Consider the following 18,676-nt stretch of genomic DNA (forward strand, 5'->3'; position numbering starts at 1 on the left):
TGCCCGATCCCTCCCTCAGATTTTCGGGAGATAGATATGGAAGGTCGTGCCCCTGCCAACCTGACTTTCAACCTCTACCGTCCCTTTGTGCTCCTTGATAATATTAAAGCTTACCATAAGGCCGAGTCCAGTGCCTCGTTCCTTTGTCGTATAAAACGGTTCACCTAGCTTTTTGATTTTATCCTTGGAGATCCCGCTTCCTTCATCCTTGATCTCGATATGGATCATGTCACTGTCGGTTTCATTGATGGCAATCGAGATGAAGCCACCCTGCGTCATGACCTCAATGGCATTCTTGATGATATTGATGAACACCTGCTTCAATTGGTTCGGTTCGGCAATGATGCACGGAAGTCCCTCCTGATACTGCTCACGGTACTGTACATTGTGCATCACCGCCTGTGCGTTGAGCAGATCCACCGTGTCTTTCATGATCTTGATGAGATTTGTTTCCTGATACTGGATGGCCTGTGGTTTCGCCAGCACAAGGAAATCGGTGATGATGGATTCGATGCGCTGAAATTCCGATGTGATCACGTTGAAGTACATTTCATGTTCATGACCGATGCTGTTTTCGAGAAGCTGAATGAACCCTTTCAATGCTGTCATCGGGTTGCGGATTTCATGGGCGATCCCTGCGGCAAGCTCCCCCACCACGCTCAAGGTATCACTTTTCCGCAGCTGTTCCTGCATCTCGACTTGTTCGGTAATATCCCTGATAATGGTCAGATTCAAGTTTGAGAGGAGGTTGTACTTCGATGACAGTTCTACATGCTGCAGTCTCCCTTTCTGATACAGGGACTTCTGGTAGGTAGCCTGTCCTTCTTCCTTCAATTGACGGAGATATCCTGCATATTTGTCTTCCTCGGGGTCAATATTTAATATTTCACGTACATCTTTACCGATCAGGTGTTCCTTCGGTGCATCCAAAATTTCGCTCACTTCGGGATTCGAGTCAACTACAACATAATTGTGGTTGGTCAGTAGCATTCCATCCAGTGACCCCTCAAAAATCTTCCGGAAGCGTTCTTCACTTTCCCGGAGCTCTTTTTCCATCTGATATCGTTCACTCACATTCCGGAAGATGGTCATATTGTACCCGTCGACCGAATGGAGCTTGGATGTGAATTCAAGATGTTTGAGCTGATTATTGGGCATGAGAAATAACACTTCATCCCTTACAGCACCTGAAATCGTGAGTTGCTCCATGAGGAGATCGAACTTTTGCACTTCAAGGGGATAGACGAAATCCTTGATCCTTTTGGACAGGAGTTCCGACAGGGAGCATTCAAAAATTTTCAGGGCGGATGTATTGGCTTTCAGTACCCGTCCATCCTGATCCCACAGGACGATGGCATCGATCGCCTCTTCGAACAACCCTTTGAAAAGCTCCTCATTCCGCTTCAACTGGATCTCCATTTGCCTCTTTTCTGTCACATCCCTCAGGATCGCCATATGGAGCTTGTGATGAACATACGGACTCGTGGTGAATTCCACAATGGAGATGCTGTGAGATTTGCGGATCGGGATCTCTCCCCTTGCCTTCTTATGTTCAACGATGAGCTCCTTGATCTTATCGATCTTGTAATGTGCATTTTCAGGAACAAACCAGCTGATGTTCCGTTTTGTTATATCGTTCTTATCCATGCCCACCTGGATGCAGAAGGCCGGATTCACATCGCTGATATTCCCATCGATATCGAACAGCACGATCCCTTCTGAAGCATTCTGGAAGATATTCGACAGCAGATGGACATTCATATGATCCTTCCGCTCCTTTTCCTTCAGCTTCGTGACATCTTTGAAGTAAAGGTAGGCATTAGGAGAAATGGTCGATTTTTTGAGGATCAGCTCCACATGGAGGATCTTATTACCCTTCGTATTCATGAGCGTATCATCTTCAAGGGATTTCCCCGTCTCCATCACTTCCTTATAATGAGATACGATGGGAGCGGGAACAGACGAGAAATACGTGCTGAAAAGCTTCCCGATAAGGTCTTCCATCGTGGAGGCGAGGGTGGCACATGCTTGCCGATTCGCATAATTGATCTTCAGCTCCTCATTGATCACCAGCATGGGAAGTGGTGATGCTGAGCAGATTTCCTTATCGATCGGATGACATTCTTCCTTCAATACTTCCAAATCAAGTTTACTGCCGTTAGTCATTTCTACATCCCCCTGCTTCATTAAAGACGACTTTAGTAATACAGTCTGCATATGTTCACAACCCCTTGGCGATAATTAACAATGAAATGAAGGTTTTACCCATAGTATCCTAGGGAAAGAATGAATGAAACAATGAAATCGTTAAAGTTGGTGAGCCTATGAAACAGCGTGATTCATATTTTGATAATGCTAAATTCATCCTGATCTTCCTTGTCGTATTCGGTCACATCATCAGGTCGTATATCGAAAAGGATCCGGTCATCCTTTCCCTTTATAAAACGATCTACACTTTCCATATGCCGGCTTTCATCCTTCTTGCAGGATTCTTTGCCAAAGGCTTTTATAAGAAAGGGTACATCCAGAAGCTGGCAAAGAAACTCATTTTGCCTTATATCGTGTTCCAGCTGATCTATACCGTGTACTATTATTTCCTATATGACAGTTCGACCCTTGAAGTCGATCCACTGACGCCGCACTGGTCTCTCTGGTTCCTCATCAGTCTCTTCTGCTGGAACGCCATGCTCTATGCGTTCATCAAATGGTTTAAATTCGGTACCGCAGCAGGACTGACAGTGGCTTTCTCTCTTGGCCTGATCGTCGGGTTTGCAGACAGTATATCGAGTACGCTCAGCCTGTCGAGGACATTCGTGTTCTTCCCGATGTTCCTCCTCGGCTACTATTTAAAGAAAGAGCACTTCGATTACTTCAAGACGTCACAGATGCGTCTGGCAGCCGGTCTCACATTCATTCTGGTCTTCCTGGGAATGTTCCTCGTACCGGAATTTTCCGACAAGTGGCTCCTCGGATCCAAGCCTTATGGTGATTTTGACTGGAATAATCTGTACGGAATGGGGATACGCGCTGCTGTATACGCACTGAATATCATCATGATCTTCAGCTTTTTCTCCTTCGTACCGACTAAGCAGCAGTTTTTCACAAAATGGGGCAAGAACACCCTCTATGTGTACCTGCTGCATGGGTTCCTGGTCAGATTATTCAGGGTCAGCGCACTGAAAGATGAAATCAACCCTACCACAAGCATCCTTGTCATGCTCGGCGTGTCCCTTGTATTGACGATGCTGTTCTCGACCAAGTTCTTTACGAGCCTGACTCAGCCTCTCATCGAGTTCAGGACCTCCCGATTTCAAAAGTTATTTTCAAAGAAGGAAATCAACACAAGATAAAACCCAATAGAAAGGGCTGGCTCATTGAGTCAGTCCCTTTTTGATGGATGGAATGGAACGACGCGAAAATAACTCCCATTTCCCCACTATATGTCATTTCATATGGTTTTATAATACTATTCGAAATCTTTCATTGAAATCCTCCCTTGGAATACAATAAATTTGAATTGATTTTAGACAAAGATTGAGCTTTTTCGCCTTCTCCGCTACAATGGGTACAGTGTGATGCAGTGACCTCGATTGATGAGGAAATAAAGGAGTACAGGTATGAAGAAAGTGGTTTTAAGTACATTGAACGCTAAATATATCCATACGAACCTGGCGATACGATGCCTGAAAGCATATGCCGAGCCAGACTTTGATGTTGAACTTGCCGAGTATACGATTAAAGATCCCGTCTTGAATATCGCAACCGACTTATTCTCAAAGCAGCCCGACGTCATCGGGTTCAGCTGTTATATATGGAACATCGAAGAAACGATCAACGTCATCGGGATCCTAAGAAAGATCATGCCCGACGTCAAGATCATCCTCGGCGGACCCGAAGTAACCTATGACGTCCCTTACTGGCTTGAGCGCCTGACCGATGTAGATTTCATCATTTTGGGGGAAGGGGAAGAATCTTTCAAACAGTTCCTCACTGAAGCCAATGGAGATGAAGACTGGGATAAGGTCGCAGGGATTGCGTATATGAAAGACGGCAAGCCCGTCATCCGTCCGCAGTCGAATAAAATCGACCTTCGTGAGGTTCCATCCCCGTTCCGATTCGAAGAAGACCTCGAACAGCTTTCGAAACGGGTGACCTATATTGAAACGAGCAGAGGCTGCCCGTTCAGATGCCAGTTCTGTTTATCTTCTATTGAAGTGGGTGTACGCTACTTTGACAGGGAGAAAGTAAAAGAAGATATCAGGTTCCTGATGCAGAACGGCGCGAAGACCATCAAGTTTGTCGATCGAACATTCAATATCAGTCGAAGCTATGCCATGGAGATGTTCCAATTCCTTATTGATGAACATTTGCCGGGTACCGTCTTCCAGTTTGAAATCACAGCGGACATCATGCGGCCTGAAGTGATTGAGTTCTTGAATCAGAACGCCCCTGCCGGCTTGTTCCGCTTCGAAATCGGCGTGCAGTCCACCAATGACGAGACCAATGATCTGGTCATGAGAAGACAGAACTATGAGAAACTGACAAGAACCGTCACCATGGTCAAAGACGGCGGGAAGATCGACCAGCACTTGGATCTGATCGCGGGACTGCCGGAAGAAGATTACCATTCGTTCAAAAAGACCTTCAATGACGTATTCGAATTAAGGCCGGAAGAGCTTCAACTAGGCTTCCTCAAGATGCTGCGGGGTACTGGCCTCAGGATACGTGCAAACGATCATCAATACACCTATATGGACCACTCACCGTATGAAATTCTCGGGAACAATGTCCTCACGTTCGACGATATCGTACGCATCAAGCAAGTGGAAGACGTATTGGAAAAATACTGGAATGACCATCGTATGGATCAGACCATTGAATACCTTGTCTCAAACGTGTTCGAGACTCCATTCGATTTCTTCCAGGAGTTCGGATCCTACTGGGAAGGCAAGGGCTGGTCCCGGATCGGTCACCAGCTTGAAGACCTTTTCAAGAGGCTTCGTGAATTCCTCTCGACCAAAGAAGGGGTATCCCTATCGGTTGTCGAAGGCCTTATGAAGCTGGATTATCTCCAAAACCAAAAATACAAACCGAGAAAACCATGGTGGAACAACTCGATGACCAAAGAACAGCGGTCATCGCTCTATCAGGAAATCCTCGCTTCCCCTGTAATGGCAGGAGCAGCATTCACGGAAATGAACCTCTCGGAGAAAGATCTGTATAAGCATACGATGCTCGAACACATTACCTTGGCCGACGGGAAGGACGGATATGTTCTCGCTTATTTCGAGCCTTCCACAGGACGTTCCACCCTATTCCCTGTCGGAGTATCCTGATCTTTCTTCAACATAAAAAATGTTAAGCGATATCGCTTAACATTTTTTATTTGATTCTTTTTTCTTCAGTTCCTTACGGGATGCTTCCATCAATTTAGCTGCATTCATATCCCCGAATTCAAGCCCGAACTCTTCACGTACGTTCGGTTGATGATTCTTCTCATTTTTCTTCATTGTCCATTCCCCTGTTTGCCGTGTTTGGAGTTACGGTTTCCCGCCTTCCCTGGGTCTTCTCCATTCATGAACTCGGAAGATACTTCTGTTTCCTGCTTATTCTTCATAGGGGTTTTGTTGTTCTTTTCTGCTGCATCCCATTGGGCTTTTCGTTTCATGTTCATTCATCTCCTTTAAGGATATCTTCCCCGGAGGTGCATGGACCCATACTGAAAACGATTGGTAACAGGGACATACTCATCAACCGATGATCAGTCGCTCCTTCGGATAATGATAATTGGCTTTTTTCTCCTTCCCTCCGATCATAAACAGGAAAGAAAGAATCCCGACCCGTCCGATGAACATGAGGATCATGATGACGCATTTGCCTATGACGCTTAAATCGGGTGTGATCCCAAGGGATAATCCCGTTGTTCCGAAAGCGGAACAGACTTCAAAGATGATTTCAATGAGGGTATGATCCTCCGTGATGGTCAAAATGATCACAGAGGTGAAGCATAGCAGCACTGCCACCATGGTGACGACGAGGGACTTCAGAACATCCTGCTGATGGATTTCCCTCCGGAAGATCTTGATGGTCTGATTCCCTTTAGCAAAATGATAAAGGAATAAAAGGTTCAAGGCGAAGGTCGTTGTCCTGATCCCCCCTCCCACGGAACTTGGAGAGGCACCGATGAACATCATCCCGCTCAGCATCATGAGTGTAGGAAGTGAAAATTCAGCAAGATTCATGGTGGCAAGCCCTCCGCTCCTTGTCGATGCCGACTGGAAGAATGCATAGAAGAACGCTTCATGCCAGCTCATACCCTGGAAAAAGTGATTGAATTCCATTACTACGATCAACAGAGTGCCCACAATGAGCAAAAGCCCGAATGTGGTAGTGGTGATCTTGGTAAACAAGGAAAAATGATGACGTTTCTTTTCTTTATTCATGATGAAATTTTTGACCTCGATCAATACAGGGAAGCCGATGGCCCCCAGGGTGATCAGGATGACGGTGATCACCTGTACAAAATAATCATGTTTGAACGGTATGAATGATTGTCCGGTTATGTCGAAACCGGCATTGGTGGTGGCACTGACGGATGCGAATAACCCGTGCATATACGCTTCCTGCCAGGATGGATAATAGCTTAGGAAATAGGTTCCCAATACTACGGCTCCCACGATTTCGATAAGGATGACCAAAAGGAGGATCTGCTTGAGCAAATTGACCAGTCCGGAAAGATTCATCTGATTTTGATCGGTCATGATCAGCTGCCTTTCTTTAAGTCCGATCCTCTTCCCCAATAGCAGCCAGAAAAAGGTCCCGAGGGTCATGATTCCAATACCACCGAACTGTAGGACAAAGATCAGAATGAAAATCCCGAGTGTATTGAATGTATCGGGTGTACTGACAACGGCCAGCCCCGTCACGCTTACAGCACTGACGGATGTGAACAGTGCATCGATGAAACTCCAATCCGCCCCTCTTTTATGAGCCACAGGCAGGCTGAGTAATAGGGTTGAAAGGGTGATCGCCAGTAGGTAGTAGGTGACGATCACACGCGTTGGTGTTAGTTTGCTTATATGTAATTTAAGTTTGAGCCACATAGCGTCGTTTCCTTTCTAGTATGGTGATTCCTACCTTATCTTAATGAATTCTTGCAGAGATTGAAAGGAAAACCTTAAAATTAGTGTTCCTGAAACTTGATCCTGTGATACGCTGTCCAAACTCTGCAACTTCCTCGAAATTTTACCACACATGAACACCTCCGATTATCAAATAATATCCGTACAGAAGCATATTGTTTCTAGTACAAACAGACTGGAGGAGACAAACATGGCAAGAAGCAGCAATAAATTATTGGTTCCTGGTGTGGAGCAATACCTTGATCAAGTGAAATATGAAATCGCCCAAGAATTCGGCGTAAACCTCGGATCAGACACTGTAGCCCGTTCAAACGGATCAGTAGGCGGAGAAATCACCAAGCGTCTGGTACAACAAGCTCAATCACATTTATCTGGACAATCAACTAAATAATATGGATAACAAAAGCCGGCAGTTTCTGCCGGCTTTTCTTCAGTCATTCTGTTTGTGATTCATATTCCAGCCTTCTTTCCTTCCACGGTCCTCTCCCCTGTTGCCTGGGGGTTTATCCCCTTGTGGAGCCTCCTTTTCCTTCATGCGGCGGTCATGTTTTTCTATGTCCTTCTGTTTACCGCCCTGATCATTCTTTTTTTCCTTCTGGCCTGGAGGTGTCCATTCCCCTTGTCTTCCTGTCTTATCTTGTCTATCGTTTCCCCGTTCTTTAGGCTCCTGGGGCTTGTCAGGCTGCTGTGGACCTTTTTTCGGCCGGATATCTTCCTTTTGCTTTTGTTCTTTTTCTTGCTTTTGCTTTTCTGGAGAATCTGCTTTTTGCCTGGGAGTAGCTTTTTCTTCCCGTTTCTCTTCTTTATCTACAGTATCTTTTTGGCCTGCGTTCTTTTTTTTCGTTTCGTCTTTGGCCGGTGGCTGATCGGATGGTTTATCCTCATTCTTCAGCTCCATCTTCTCATCCTCTTTCCCTGGATCTGCTTCTATCTCTTTCTCTTCTTCTTTCATTAAGTGACCTGCCGTCACCCCTTTTTCATGAGCCTCTTTCCGTTCTTCCCGGCTGGCTTCTTTATAAGTGATGGTTACAGGTCTTGATTGATTCTCATCTTCGATCATCGTATAAATGCTTTTAATGAAGCTCTCTTTGGCTTTTCCGTCTTTTTCATCGGGAAATGAAGAAGTCATATAGATGTGATCTGTTTCACTGAAGTACCCCAACTCTTCGCATAAATCAAAGATTTTCGAAGTGACCTCATCTGCTTTTGAGTTCCTCCACTGATGAAGGGAAGAGAGAATTTCGTCTCCTTCTTCATTGTACGATACAATATCAAGCACCTTTTTCTCCTCATCCAGGGTCAATTCGAGACTCGGATTGATGTCGAGGGACACGTAGGCATATGCTTTCCTGTCCTCGGTCAGTGTCCCTGGAAGCAATATTAGCAGTAGAGCAAAGACTGCGCATGAAGCGAGAAGCACCTTCCACCGTATCCTTCCTGTCCGTCGCCCTTTACTGAAACGTTCCCCTGTCACTGGAAAAAAGGGGATCTCTTCTCCGATTGAATAATGCTGATGAGGATGCTTCTTCCCTTTGATGAACTCCCCTTCAGCGGTCATCATTACGAGGGCATCCGACTTGATATCCATGATGATCCCTTTTTTCATCGGCCTAACCTGCCTTTTAAGTAATCCCTTAAATATACATAATCGCCCATGAGAATGACGCACATGGCGATGATATACTTCCGATTCCGTTCGATGGTCTTCCTGCTCACACTTACCGTCTTTTCTAGTTTTTTGATCGGTAAACGTCTTTTTGCCAGCAGGTAGTCCTTAAATTCCATTTCTTCCACGACGATCCTGGAGATATTGATGGCATTCACCCGTGCATCTTCATGTTTTGGTGAAGCATCGATCAGATCTTCAAAGGTAAGATTGTATTCTTCCAGCTGTTTGGTGAACTGCATGATTTCTTCCCGCCTGCGTCTCGCATCCTCTTCTCTCTGATACTCATCGACTGCAGCAAGCTGCTCGATATGGAGTGAAGGGAGATCCTCGTCGTCCGTATTGTTCATGTCCACACTTATATCCTGATATTTCCCATTTTTTCGGATATAATCAATGACTTTCCTCTTGATGATCACTTCTGCAAAGCTGATGAATGATGATCCCTTTTCAGCGTTGTATTTGATGATCGCATCATGAAAGGCGATCAATCCGATGCTGAATTCATCATCACTCTCCGTAATATATCGTTTGCAGACGGAGGATACCGTCTTTTTTATGAAAGGCTTATATTCGTCCAACAGACTTGAAAGTAACTCTTCTTCTCCTTTTTGGATCCGGACCGCTTTTTCCTCGATGGTCGTTTTTCTTTTGACCAACGAGAGTAATAATAGATTGAGCATCGGTTCCCCTCCATCCTGCACCCTATTATACTAAGAAGCACCCTAGTTTCAAAGGATATACCCGCAGGAAAGGGTTGACATTCATACTCTGGTGAAAACAATCGATTGATTCTATAAAGGATTTTCGTACAATCCGGTGTTTTTGAGGGGGTCATATTCAGATTCACACATAAAAGAGGTTGAGACAAACCTAAAAGTACCATTTAATTTAACAACGAAGGCAATAGGCTCTTTATACCGCTCATGATATCCGTGCAAGACTTCGCATTTCGCAGGTAGCCCGTAAGCCTCCTCGCCATGCCAGCGGCGTCTCACATCAGCTACTATTCACGCAGGAGTCTTCATCTTGCACTCCAATCAACCGCTAAAACAGTGAAACTGTTCATGAAACAAATTAAAAACCCGAACAATCTTAGGCAAGATCGTTCGGGTTTTACTATGACTAAGACACTTTGGTCCCAGCCTCTTTTAGTTGTTACGAACCTGTTTGGGCTGCATTTGCCCTTTTCTTTGACAAGAGATAGCCACCGATGGATAGTATGATCAAGACGGTCCAGAAGATGAGTTTCCATACTTTGGACTCAGGGAAATGATGATCCAGTATCGCGACATCCGGGTGGGCAAGGGTGAACACGGCGAGCTTCACACCGACCCAGCCTACGATGAGGAATGCTGCAGATTCGAGTGTCGGATATTTTTCCAGAAGCTTGACGAACCATGTAGCAGCGAATCGCATGATCACAAGACCGATGACACCGCCTAGGAACATGATGGTGAACTGTCCACCATCGATTCCCCCTACTTCAAACCATCCTGTCGGTCTAAGTGTTACGGCCAAGGCCACAGCGGCCAACATGGAGTCTACCGCAAAGGCGATATCCGCAAGCTCGACTTTCAAGACAGTCATCCAGAAACCTGAACCTTTGTTCTCGGCGTTATCGATTGCCCCTTCGCCCTTACGCTTCTTGATGAAGTGATGGATGGCGACGTAGAACAGGTAAATGGCTCCGATTGCCTGCACCTGCCATACATTCACAAGGAATGAGATGAGGAAAAGGGCTGCGAAACGGAAGATAAAAGCACCCATCAGCCCATAGAACAACGCTTTCTTCCGCTGCTCTTCAGGTAGATGTTTGACCATGACGGCCATGACGACTGCATTATCGGCTGCAAGGATTCCTTCCAGGCCGATGAGGATGAGAAGTACCCATCCATACTCTAATAACATTGATGCATCCATAATATTATTCCCTCCCAATGATAAGATTAGTTTTCCATTAGGCAAGGATTTTATCAAAAGAAAAAGACCCTTGCCTAAATAAGGCAAAGGTCTTGCTTAGCATAGTCGATATGCCAACAAAGCCGATGGGCATAACCCATGAACTGACGACTTTGTTTAGGTGTTAACCTATAGCTACTCCCCTTTGACAGGTAGAAAACGATTAAATTTATACCTAAATCGTACCTTATTTCCCACAGGAAGTAAAGAAATAAATTCATCTGCTGAAGCGGATCACAATTGCTCTGACCAAAAAGCCTGCCGCCACTCCAGGGATGACGAACAGCATCGGAAGGAAAATGGGTCCGATGAATGCTCCGAACAGATGGACTTTCGGGGAGACCATCAGGCCGACCGTTACAAAGTAAGCCGAAAAAACAAACGGAAGATAGCTGAGTTTTTCCTTTTGATTTGAAGCGATTTTATACGCATCCCACATCGCAAACATGTATAGACACGGATAGAACATCAACCATTGATAATCGATGACTCCAGCGGCTTTTTCCGTCTCACCCAAAAAACTGTACATGATGGCCAGGTTGAAGTCGCTCATGACATTGATGAAAATTTCTAAAAGGACCAGAAGCGCCCCTTTGAACCACAATCCGACTAGAAGCTGAGGAAAGCCAGGCAGTGCAATGCTCCAAAGAATGGCTTCAAGTTTTGTAATGGATGATTTCACGCGGCATCTGCCTCACGTTCACTGGTAATGGGTGATGGGTGGAAAATGGCATTCTGGACTCCTCCTAGCTTCTTCTCCCCCTATTGTGACCAATCTCCCCCTAAATATGTCAGGAGACCTCAATTCTGTTTGATCATGACGATCACCGATCCGACCGTTAATTTCGTTTCTCATTCAAAAAAGCCGAACCCCTTGAGGGGCCGGCTCCATGGCTTAATCCATTCTTTTCCTTGTTGCTTTTCTTCGTGTCTCTTTATCAAAAAGGCTGTACATGACGGGAATGATATACACAGTCAGCAGCGTGCTGGTGAGTAATCCTCCAATTACGGCAATGGCCATAGGCTGGTTGATTTCCGTCCCTTCACCTAAACCGAGGGCAAGGGGCACGAGTCCAAGGATCGTCGTCAGCGCCGTCATGAGGATCGGACGGATCCGGTCCTGTGAGGAAGTGACAATGGCTTCAAAACTCCCCATCCCGTCTTCCTTACGCTGTTTGATATAATCTACGATGACGATGGCATTGTTCACAACGATACCTGCCAGTATGATGACACCGATCACGGCCGGGACGCTGATCGGGGTATCGGTCAGGAAGAGGGCCAGTGCGACTCCTATGACCATGAGTGGAACCGTGAACATGATGACAAACGGATACTTGAATGATTCGAACTGGGCAGCCATGACCATGTATACCAGGACAAGTGCCAGAACAAGTGCAAGGATCATATCATTGATCGAATCGTCCAGAAGCTCTTTTTCCCCTGAGAAAGATACTTGGGTTTCATCAGGAAGATCGAGCTTGTCTATTTTCTTTTCTACATTATTGGAAATTGTTCCAAGGTTCGTACTCGACGCATAATTCACCGTGAATTGAACAGCAGACTGTTGATCGATCCGTTTGATACTCACCGGTCCGTCTTCTATGGAGAAATCAACGACAGAGTCCAGCCGGATGAATGCTCCCTGACCATTGGGAATCAGGAGTTTTTTCAACGAGTCCAGATTTTCGGTAATGTCACGGTCATATTTGACGAACACGCTCACAACTTCTGAGTCCTCCGTGACGATCTGTGTAGCCGTAACCCCTCTGGTCACATCCTGAACCAATGAACCGATCTGGGAAGGAGCGAGGCCCTGATCGAGCGCCTTCGCGCGATCAACCTTCATCTGAACTTCCTTGATCGTTTCCATGCGGTCCGTCGTGACTTCGTTTACGTCATCCATCCCTTCTAATTCCTTTTGAAGCTTTTCAACTCCATCATCCAGACGCTTTTCATTCGTATCTCTCAAATTGAACGTGAGGGTCTGGGGGCTGGAACCGGAAGTTGATTGGAGATTGAATACGATGTTTGCCGAATCATTTTGTTCTTTAGCCGCTTTCTCCAGTTTCGGCTTTACTTCATCGGCAAATGAAAAGATGGACTGCTCACGGTCATCAAATGGCTTCATCTTCACATAGATTTCTGCAATATTCCCCGACTTTCCTCCCCTGAATGACTGCTCTTGGTCAGTCCCCACGAGGCTGACAGCTGTTTGCACGTTCTTTTCGTTTTCAAGCTCCCCTTCGATCGCTTTAACGACAGCGTTCGTTTCATTGACGGAAGAACCGTTTTCAAGTTCCACCCTCATGGTGAAGAATCCTTCATCCGTTGCCGGCAGGAATTCCGTTCCTACCTTTGTGACTCCCCAACTGCTCACACCGAGCAGGATAAGGGTCGCCAGCAGGACAATGGTACGATGGGACAAGGCCCACTCCACAGAGCGCTTGAACCTGCTGCGGGACTTCGATCTTCTTCTTCTTGCTTCAAGATTCCCTTTCGGCTCCTTGAGCATGCGGCTTGCCATCATCGGCACAACGGTCAGGGCCACTACAAGTGAGGCGAAGAGGCTGAAGGATATCGTCAGGGCAAATTCAGTGAAGATCTCCCCTATGAGTCCGGAAATGAACACGACGGGAAGGAAGACGGCTACGGTTGTCAGTGTGGAAGCAGTGATGGCTCCTCCCACTTCCTTTGCCCCTTCACTGGCTGCCTGTTTACGTGGTTTCCCCATGGCAAGATGTCTGTAGATGTTTTCAATGACGACAATCGAGTTATCGACCAGCATCCCGATACCGAGTGCGAGTGCACCAAGGGTCATGATATTCAGGCTGAAGCCTGCAAAGAACATCAGTACAAAGGTCACGACCACTGAATACGGAATGGAAACCCCGACGATCAAAGGACTTCTGACGTTCCTCAAGAATAGGAATAGGACGATCATTGCAAACACCCCGCCAAGAAGGAGGGAGTTCGTGATGCTTCCGATGGCGTCAGTGATGTAATCTCCTTGATCGAACAGTACTTCCGCATCCACGTCTTTATATTGTTCCTGTTCAAGGAGGTCATCCAATGCGGTCTGGAATGCCTTTGACACCGTAGCGGTATTGGCATCCGATTGCTGAAGCACACTGAAAAGCACGGCAGGCTCTTTATCGGCACGGGTGTATGTATTATCATCCACCGGCTTCATCTGCACATCTGCCACATCGGATAGGGGAACTTTCTTACCCGTTTTAGGATCGACGGTTACAGTTAGCTCCTCGATTTCCTTCACCGACTTCAACTCGCTCATGACACGTGTCGTGAGCGTCTTCCCTTCGGTATCGATCGTATCCCCCGGTGATGTAATGTTGTTGCTCCGGAGGGTATTTACGACATCGTTCTGGCTCAACCCTTTTTTCTCGAGGGCATCCTGGTCCAGATTGACGGTGATTTCATCTTCGAACGAACCTGTAACATTTACGTTGGCGACTCCTTCAACTCGGTTGAGTTCAAGCTTCATCCGCTCCGCCAACGTCCGAAGGGAAGCATTGTCCCCCTCCGCTTTCAGGGAGAACTGGATGATCGGGAATTGTGCAGGGTCGAACTTCAGGAATCTTGGTTTTTCCGCTTCGTCGGGAAGCGGTGCCTGATCGATCCGCTGCAGGACATCATTCTCGATTTCTTCAATGGATGTGGACCATGAGAATTCCATGAGGATGAAATTCGATCCTTCTTGTGCAGTCGATTGGACGTTTTTCAATCCCGGAAGTGTGGAAAGGCTTTCTTCAAGAGGCTTCGTTACTTTTTCCACCACTTCTTGCGGCCCTGCTCCTGGATAGGAAGTCACGACCACCCCGACAGGTGGATTCAGATCCGGGATCAGCTTCAGGGGGATCCTGGACAGGGAAACCCCTCCAAGAATCAGGATCAGGATCATGGTGACGATTGTGAATACCGGTCTACGTATGGAAAAATCACTTATTTTCAAACGGTGTCTTTCCCCTTTCTCTATTATCTTGTTGATAGTATCAACTATAAAGGCTAAAGGAAAATCCTTCAATCTATAAGATGCCCCAGTATCATATTGTGCGCCTATCGTCATAATTCCTATCTTTCTGCAAACAATACATCATAACCTCACACGTAAGGAGAGCGAATGATGACCAATTCCCTCCCGTTTTTGATTCTCGTGATACTTTCATTGTTGATCCTCGGGTTCCTCATGATGACAAATCGGGATCAAGCCGGCAAGATCGTCGTCTTCTGGCTTTTCATCTCTGGATTGGCTTATGTGTTCGAATTCCTTATTTTCATACTCGGTGGAAGTTATGAATACGATCCTGCCATCCTTTCCAATCATTATAACGACAGTGTTCTCGGTTCAATCAGCTCCCAGGCGTTTTCAGTTCCTGTGTCTCTTACTGTCATCGCCGTCAAGCGATTGAAGTTGGGATGGATCTTGCTCATCATCGCTTTCTTTTACCTGGTCGAAAGTTGGTTCGTATCAGTCGGCATATACGAACATTACTGGTGGAAAAGCATCTATACAAGCATATTCCTCCTTCTCGGGGCTTACCTTTCAAAGAGCTGGTGGACGCGGATGTCAGAACCGGCGCTGGGAAAAGTCCATTTTATCACGCTCTATTTTTCATTGTCCGTCCTGACTCTTTCCATCTCTTGGATTCTTTCTCCATTGCTTGACCTTTACAATATCCCCATGCCTCTCTTTTCAGACGGGATGAGGAATACGATAACGGGGAACAGCATTTATTCGTGGGTATGCAATTACCTCTACACCGTGACCATCTTTTATCGTCCGAACAGTAAAGGGGCTTTCTGGGTCACCGTGTTGATTCTGATCATCCTTGATTACGGACTGATTCACTTCACTTTCCTTGATGTTCGTGGAATCAGTGGGGCCTTCACGTTGCCCCTTTTCCATATCACCATGCTCATCTTGGGCAATAAGCTTTTCGCCTGGTATGTCCATCCGCTAAAAAAAACCGCTGAGCATTAGCGCTCAGCGGTTTTTCCATCTAGTTTCGTGATCGTCCACCCCGTGAAGCCGAACAGGATGGTCAGGATCGGTGACAAAAGGCAGAAGAAGGCAAACGGAAGATAGGTGAGTGTCGGTACACCGAGTACCTCCGCAATAAAGATACCGCTCACTCCCCATGGAACAAGGGCGTTGATGACCGTTCCGGCGTCTTCAAGCGTCCTGGAGAGGTTCTTGGGATGAAGCCCGATTTTTTTGTACTGATCCTTGAATGCTTCCCCCGTCAACAGGATGGAAAGGTATTGCTCACCGATGGCAAAGTTTAGCCCGATTGCCGTCAAGGCAGTAGTTAAAATTGTCCTGCTTGCAGATTGAAGAATGGAGCTGACTTTTGTCAAAAGGACCGGTATGATCCCGAGCTTGAATAAAAGGCCGCCCAGACTGAGAGACAGGATGACAAGGCCGATGGTAAACATCATGCTGTCGATTCCTCCCCTGGTTAACAGGGAATCGAGGGCTTCATTTCCGGATTTTGAAACATATCCCGAGAACAGTGCATTCAAGATTGCTTTTCCGCCTATCATGCCATGAATGAACGCCAATCCGGTGGAAACGACAATGTTGATGGCGAGTGTCAGCAAAGCTGGGACTTTCATCATCACCATGACGATAAGGAGGATCAGCGGAATCAGACTGTACCAATGAACAACCCCCGTTTCACCCAATGCCTGCTTAAGGGCATTCAAGTCTCCCAGACCGGCGCTTGTCCCTTTCGGTGACAGTACGGCAAACAGGATCACCGAAATGATGAAAGCAGGGATCGTAGTCCAAGCCATATTCCTGATGTGTTCAAAAAGGTCCACCTTTACGACGGAAGATGCAAGATTTGTGGTATCGGATAATGGTGACATTTTATCCCCGAAAAACGCTCCTGACACAATGGCTCCAGCTGTGATTCCCATGGATAACCCCATGGTTTCGGAAATCCCGATGATGGCGACACCGATCGTTGCTGCTGTGGTCAAAGAGCTTCCAACAATCACTCCACAAAGGGCGGTGACCAAAAAGGCAATAGCATAAAAATAAGCGGGGGTGAGGAATGAAAATCCACCATACATGATGGTCTGGATCGTACCGCTTGTTAGCCAGCTTCCTACGAGCATCCCGATGAATACAAACAGGAGAATGGCACCAAGCCCTCCCTGAATACCTGAGAGCATTCCTTCTTCAATTGACTTAAAGGAGACCTTCTTGACCAATCCGTAAACGATTAGAAGGATGAGGGCAACGGCTATCGGAATATGAGGAACCGTCTCCAGTTTGATGAGAAACGTGCCGATCATGGATAGAACAATGATGAGGATGAAGGCAGCTTCCCAGACTTTCGGTGTGTTTGAAATATGTTTGTTCATCGTATATCACTTCCTTATCTAAGCTGGTGGGCGGGAAAGGACGAAAAAAAGAGCCCTCTCCCTGAAATAGGGACGAAGAGCTCTCCGCGGTACCACCCTAATTGGAACGGCCTTTAGCGTGTAACGCCTGAGGGGCCATCCCCACTTTATCTTTCCGATCCCTTTTTAGAGGTTTCCCTCCAGAAGCAGTGTAATTCACTTAAAAGGAACTCAAGGCTTTCACCAAACCGCCTGATCTCTGATTGCTGTTCCCTTCAACCTACTGTGCTGTTTCAGGATCGTTCACTCTCACTATTTTCCTTAAACGCTTTTAAGCGTTAAAGTAATATATGAGTATTTTATCACGGCTTTTGTTTTTGTCAATCAAAAGTTAATGAAGGGATCAACGGACGCTCCATCGGCTTTCCAATAAAATAGCCCTGCGCAAGATCGATGCCAATGCTGCGGCAATAATCGAGTTCTTCTTTTCTCTCGATCCCTTCGCCTAGCACGGTGATGCCCAGTTCACGTGCCAAATGGATGATTTTACGCAGAAAGGCCTGGTTGTCCGGATTCTCATCACAATGATCGATGTAGGACCGGTCGATTTTCACGTAGTCGGGTTTAAGTAGGGTAAGAAGTTCGGGATCGGCAAAACCAGAGCCCACATCATCGAGTGCCACTTTCATCCCTTCCCTTTTATACACGTTCAATACCTTTTTCAAATGATCAATGTCATCGATTTTCTCGGTTTCTACCACTTCGAATACAAGATCTTTCGGATCGACTCCGTAATCTTCCACGATCTGGAATGTATGACGCAAACAAAATTCCGGATTGTAAATAGTGGATGGAAGGAAATTGATAAAGCTCTTCACTCCGTGTGGAACGTATTTGCTCTTCGCCTCAATGGCTGCGCGTCTCGCCTTCTGGTCAAGCATGGAGTGAAATCCTGTAAGGGATGCCGCTTTGAATAAAAGCCCCGGATTCAATGCCCTTGAATCACTCCTCAATAATGATTCATAGCCGTATATTTCCCCTGAAGCGACATTGATTATAGGCTGGAGATGACTGATGAATCGCTCAGACTGAATCAATGTGACGAGCTCTTCATATTTGAGACGATAGTGGAGTTCAGAGGCGGTCATCTCGTATTTGCCATTTAAATGAACCTGAATCTCAGCCGAATGATCAGCAAGTGACTTCGCAGCCCCTTCCAACTCCTCCCTGGACCGATAGATAAACGATTGTCCGATCGATGGCACAGTCAATTGACCCTTGGATTCATACTGCATGGTCACACCGCAATGGATGCACGTGGTTTTCATATGTCTCCCTCATTTCACATGTCTTTCCTTCAATACTAAATCTTTTTACCTATATAAAGCCAGTATTTTCACTTTATATGATGAAAAATCTTAGTGCACCTGTGGGCCCGACTCTTAAAATCGGCCTATTCACCCACACTTTTCATCCTCTCTCTTTCAACTTCTCCCCCTCACCTGCCTTATTTAAGCTTGCAAAAAAGCCGCAG

At 46.2% G+C, this 18,676-nt stretch carries 15 protein-coding genes and 1 riboswitch; of the genes, 4 read left to right on the forward strand and 11 right to left on the reverse strand.

The window, feature by feature from the left end:
• Nucleotides 1-15: 15 nt before the first annotated feature.
• Nucleotides 16-2,166: a PAS domain S-box protein gene (locus tag ACNA6I_RS08305; protein WP_416313159.1), complete on the reverse strand. Its 2,151-nt coding sequence runs from the start codon at nt 2,164-2,166 to the stop codon at nt 16-18.
• Between the two features lie 158 nt (nt 2,167-2,324).
• Between ACNA6I_RS08305 and ACNA6I_RS08310 the strand changes: the two genes are divergently transcribed.
• A complete protein-coding gene (locus ACNA6I_RS08310; protein ID WP_048004259.1) occupies nt 2,325-3,350 on the forward strand; it encodes an acyltransferase family protein in 1,026 nt (341 codons plus the stop codon).
• A 267-nt stretch (nt 3,351-3,617) separates the two neighbouring features.
• A complete protein-coding gene (locus ACNA6I_RS08315; RefSeq protein WP_148794901.1) occupies nt 3,618-5,336 on the forward strand; it encodes a B12-binding domain-containing radical SAM protein in 1,719 nt (572 codons plus the stop codon).
• A 36-nt stretch (nt 5,337-5,372) separates the two neighbouring features.
• On the opposite strand, the gene ACNA6I_RS08320 is transcribed toward ACNA6I_RS08315, so the two are convergent.
• From ACNA6I_RS08320 to ACNA6I_RS08330, 3 genes are all read right to left on the reverse strand, one after another.
• Nucleotides 5,373-5,510: a hypothetical protein gene (locus ACNA6I_RS08320; protein ID WP_156183359.1), complete on the reverse strand. Its 138-nt coding sequence runs from the start codon at nt 5,508-5,510 to the stop codon at nt 5,373-5,375.
• On the reverse strand, nt 5,507-5,668 hold the full coding sequence (locus ACNA6I_RS08325) for a hypothetical protein (protein WP_187427041.1): 162 nt from the start codon (nt 5,666-5,668) through the stop codon (nt 5,507-5,509). The genes ACNA6I_RS08320 and ACNA6I_RS08325 overlap by 4 nt, the downstream gene beginning before the upstream one ends.
• An 82-nt stretch (nt 5,669-5,750) precedes the next feature.
• The gene (locus ACNA6I_RS08330; protein ID WP_048012997.1) at nt 5,751-7,103 is read right to left on the reverse strand and encodes a TrkH family potassium uptake protein; all 1,353 of its coding nucleotides are present in this window, start codon (nt 7,101-7,103) and stop codon (nt 5,751-5,753) included.
• Nucleotides 7,104-7,332: 229 nt separating this feature from the next.
• Here ACNA6I_RS08330 and ACNA6I_RS08335 point away from each other — a divergent pair, with 229 nt between their 5' ends.
• A complete protein-coding gene (locus tag ACNA6I_RS08335) occupies nt 7,333-7,533 on the forward strand; it encodes an alpha/beta-type small acid-soluble spore protein (RefSeq protein ID WP_048004262.1) in 201 nt (66 codons plus the stop codon).
• A 39-nt stretch (nt 7,534-7,572) separates the two neighbouring features.
• On the opposite strand, the gene ACNA6I_RS08340 is transcribed toward ACNA6I_RS08335, so the two are convergent.
• The 5 genes from ACNA6I_RS08340 to ACNA6I_RS08360 form a co-directional block, all read right to left on the reverse strand.
• Nucleotides 7,573-8,730, reverse strand: coding sequence for an anti-sigma factor domain-containing protein (locus ACNA6I_RS08340; RefSeq protein WP_416313160.1), 1,158 nt, complete (start codon nt 8,728-8,730; stop codon nt 7,573-7,575).
• A gap of 14 nt (nt 8,731-8,744) precedes the next feature.
• A complete protein-coding gene (gene sigI / locus ACNA6I_RS08345) occupies nt 8,745-9,491 on the reverse strand; it encodes an RNA polymerase sigma factor SigI (RefSeq protein ID WP_048004264.1) in 747 nt (248 codons plus the stop codon).
• Nucleotides 9,492-9,966: 475 nt separating this feature from the next.
• Nucleotides 9,967-10,731 carry a TerC family protein gene (locus ACNA6I_RS08350; RefSeq protein ID WP_048004265.1) on the reverse strand — a complete coding sequence of 255 codons (765 nt, stop codon included), beginning with the start codon at nt 10,729-10,731 and terminating at the stop codon, nt 9,967-9,969.
• A 98-nt stretch (nt 10,732-10,829) separates the two neighbouring features.
• A riboswitch (yybP-ykoY riboswitch) is annotated at nt 10,830-10,926 on the reverse strand.
• A 61-nt stretch (nt 10,927-10,987) separates the two neighbouring features.
• Nucleotides 10,988-11,452 carry a hypothetical protein gene (locus ACNA6I_RS08355; protein ID WP_197089363.1) on the reverse strand — a complete coding sequence of 155 codons (465 nt, stop codon included), beginning with the start codon at nt 11,450-11,452 and terminating at the stop codon, nt 10,988-10,990.
• A 213-nt stretch (nt 11,453-11,665) separates the two neighbouring features.
• Nucleotides 11,666-14,743: an efflux RND transporter permease subunit gene (locus ACNA6I_RS08360; protein ID WP_053073015.1), complete on the reverse strand. Its 3,078-nt coding sequence runs from the start codon at nt 14,741-14,743 to the stop codon at nt 11,666-11,668.
• Nucleotides 14,744-14,935: 192 nt separating this feature from the next.
• Between ACNA6I_RS08360 and ACNA6I_RS08365 the strand changes: the two genes are divergently transcribed.
• Entirely contained in the window at nt 14,936-15,772 is an 837-nt protein-coding gene (locus ACNA6I_RS08365; RefSeq protein WP_416313161.1) for a hypothetical protein, read from the forward strand.
• Here the strand turns inward: ACNA6I_RS08365 and nhaC are convergent.
• Both nhaC and ACNA6I_RS08375 read right to left on the reverse strand, forming a co-directional pair.
• Nucleotides 15,769-17,163: a Na+/H+ antiporter NhaC gene (gene nhaC / locus ACNA6I_RS08370; RefSeq protein WP_048004267.1), complete on the reverse strand. Its 1,395-nt coding sequence runs from the start codon at nt 17,161-17,163 to the stop codon at nt 15,769-15,771. The genes ACNA6I_RS08365 and nhaC overlap by 4 nt on opposite strands.
• 359 nt (nt 17,164-17,522) lie before the next feature.
• Complete coding sequence (locus ACNA6I_RS08375) at nt 17,523-18,470, reverse strand: EAL domain-containing protein (protein WP_148794893.1); 948 nt, start codon at nt 18,468-18,470, stop codon at nt 17,523-17,525.
• Nucleotides 18,471-18,676: the final 206 nt, after the last annotated feature.

Source organism: Rossellomorea sp. FS2 (assembly GCF_047915635.1).
In the GTDB taxonomy this organism is placed as follows: domain Bacteria; phylum Bacillota; class Bacilli; order Bacillales; family Bacillaceae_B; genus Rossellomorea; species Rossellomorea marisflavi_A.

Excerpts from the sequence above, each read along its gene's own strand:
- ACNA6I_RS08305 (WP_416313159.1), bottom strand. The coding sequence starts at position 2,166 with ATGACTAACGGCAGTAAACTTGATTTGGAAGTATTGAAGGAAGAATGT.
- ACNA6I_RS08310 (WP_048004259.1), top strand. The coding sequence starts at position 2,325 with ATGAAACAGCGTGATTCATATTTTGATAATGCTAAATTCATCCTGATC.
- ACNA6I_RS08315 (WP_148794901.1), top strand. The coding sequence starts at position 3,618 with ATGAAGAAAGTGGTTTTAAGTACATTGAACGCTAAATATATCCATACG.
- ACNA6I_RS08320 (WP_156183359.1), bottom strand. The coding sequence starts at position 5,510 with ATGAAGAAAAATGAGAAGAATCATCAACCGAACGTACGTGAAGAGTTC.
- ACNA6I_RS08325 (WP_187427041.1), bottom strand. The coding sequence starts at position 5,668 with ATGAAACGAAAAGCCCAATGGGATGCAGCAGAAAAGAACAACAAAACC.
- ACNA6I_RS08330 (WP_048012997.1), bottom strand. The coding sequence starts at position 7,103 with ATGTGGCTCAAACTTAAATTACATATAAGCAAACTAACACCAACGCGT.
- ACNA6I_RS08335 (WP_048004262.1), top strand. The coding sequence starts at position 7,333 with ATGGCAAGAAGCAGCAATAAATTATTGGTTCCTGGTGTGGAGCAATAC.
- ACNA6I_RS08340 (WP_416313160.1), bottom strand. The coding sequence starts at position 8,730 with ATGGATATCAAGTCGGATGCCCTCGTAATGATGACCGCTGAAGGGGAG.
- sigI (WP_048004264.1), bottom strand. The coding sequence starts at position 9,491 with ATGCTCAATCTATTATTACTCTCGTTGGTCAAAAGAAAAACGACCATC.
- ACNA6I_RS08350 (WP_048004265.1), bottom strand. The coding sequence starts at position 10,731 with ATGGATGCATCAATGTTATTAGAGTATGGATGGGTACTTCTCATCCTC.
- nhaC (WP_048004267.1), bottom strand. The coding sequence starts at position 17,163 with ATGAACAAACATATTTCAAACACACCGAAAGTCTGGGAAGCTGCCTTC.
- ACNA6I_RS08375 (WP_148794893.1), bottom strand. The coding sequence starts at position 18,470 with ATGAAAACCACGTGCATCCATTGCGGTGTGACCATGCAGTATGAATCC.